This window comes from Geodermatophilus sp. SYSU D00766 (assembly GCF_054049915.1).
Window position 1 is genome coordinate 1 of sequence record NZ_JBJGYI010000088.1, and the last position, 968, is coordinate 968.

The window sequence follows — 968 nt, forward strand, 5'->3', positions numbered from 1 at the left end:
GGGCCGGGAGGACGACGTCCTCCCGGCCCCGCTGCCGTGGGTGTGCCGCTCAGCTGCCCCCGGCGTCCGACAGGCGCTCCAGCCACTCCTGCCGCCACGCCTCGGTGCGCGCCACCTCGTCGAACGTGGAGAGGTGGAGGCCCTGCAGGTGGTGCCCGGGCTGCCCGAGCGCGGGGGCCAGGCGCTCGACGAGCCGGTCCGGCCGGTACCCGTGGGGGAGCAGGAAGCGCCAGAGGAGGCCGTGCTGCTTCGACAGGGAGCGGGCCGACTGTGCGAGCCCGAGCCCGGCCGAGATGCGGACCAGTCTCTGGCGCGTCACCGCTCCGGGGATGCCGACGCGGATCGGCGGTCCGACGCCGCGCAGCGCGACCTGCCGTGCCCGTGGCCGAGGCCCGCCAGCTCCTCGAGCAGGGAGAGCGCGTCCGGGAACGGGCCCACCGGCTCGGCGGCGTCGCCCCCGACCACGAACACGCCGTCGACGCCGGCGGCGTCGAGGCGGGCGACGACGTCGGCCAGGTGCGACCGGCCGTGGACCTGCCGCGCCGCCAGGGTGCGGCGTGACGCCGAAGCCGTGGCCGGACTGGCGCTCGGCCAGCTCCAGCGTCGGCGCCAGACCCCTGGCCTCGGTCACCGTCACCGTGAGGGGCACGGTCCGGGGACGTGCTCGACCACCCGGTCCTCGGTCCCGCGCAGCTGGGGGAGCCGGCGCGCTCACTTGTCGAGCACCACGACCGAGCGCAGGACCCCGCCCCGGCGCAGGTCGTCGAAGGCGGCCTCGACGTCGTCGAGGCCGACCGTCTCGGTGACGAAGTCGGCCAGCGGGAAGCGGCCCTGCCGGTAGAGGTCGGCCAGCATGGGGAAGTCGCGGCTGGGCAGGCAGTCGCCGTACCAGGAGGACTTCAGCGCCCCGCCGCGGCCGAACAGCTCGATCATCGGCAGGGTCAGCTGCATGTCCGGCGTCGGCACCC

Annotated in this window: 2 protein-coding genes and 1 pseudogene; 1 reads left to right on the forward strand and 2 read right to left on the reverse strand. The window is 76.1% G+C overall.

Going from position 1 to position 968, the window contains the following annotated elements:
• Positions 1–49: 49 nt before the first annotated feature.
• Positions 50–319 carry a hypothetical protein gene (locus ACI8AD_RS24930; protein WP_456873214.1) on the reverse strand — a complete coding sequence of 90 codons (270 nt, stop codon included), beginning with the start codon at positions 317–319 and terminating at the stop codon, positions 50–52.
• Positions 320–375: 56 nt separating this feature from the next.
• On the opposite strand from ACI8AD_RS24930, the gene ACI8AD_RS24935 reads away from it, so the two are divergent.
• Positions 376–561, forward strand: a complete 186-nt coding sequence (locus ACI8AD_RS24935) for a hypothetical protein (RefSeq protein WP_456873215.1) — start codon at positions 376–378, stop codon at positions 559–561.
• A 150-nt stretch (positions 562–711) separates the two neighbouring features.
• Here ACI8AD_RS24935 and ACI8AD_RS24940 read toward each other — a convergent pair.
• Positions 712–968, reverse strand: a pseudogene (locus tag ACI8AD_RS24940) (S-(hydroxymethyl)mycothiol dehydrogenase); the annotation flags it as partial.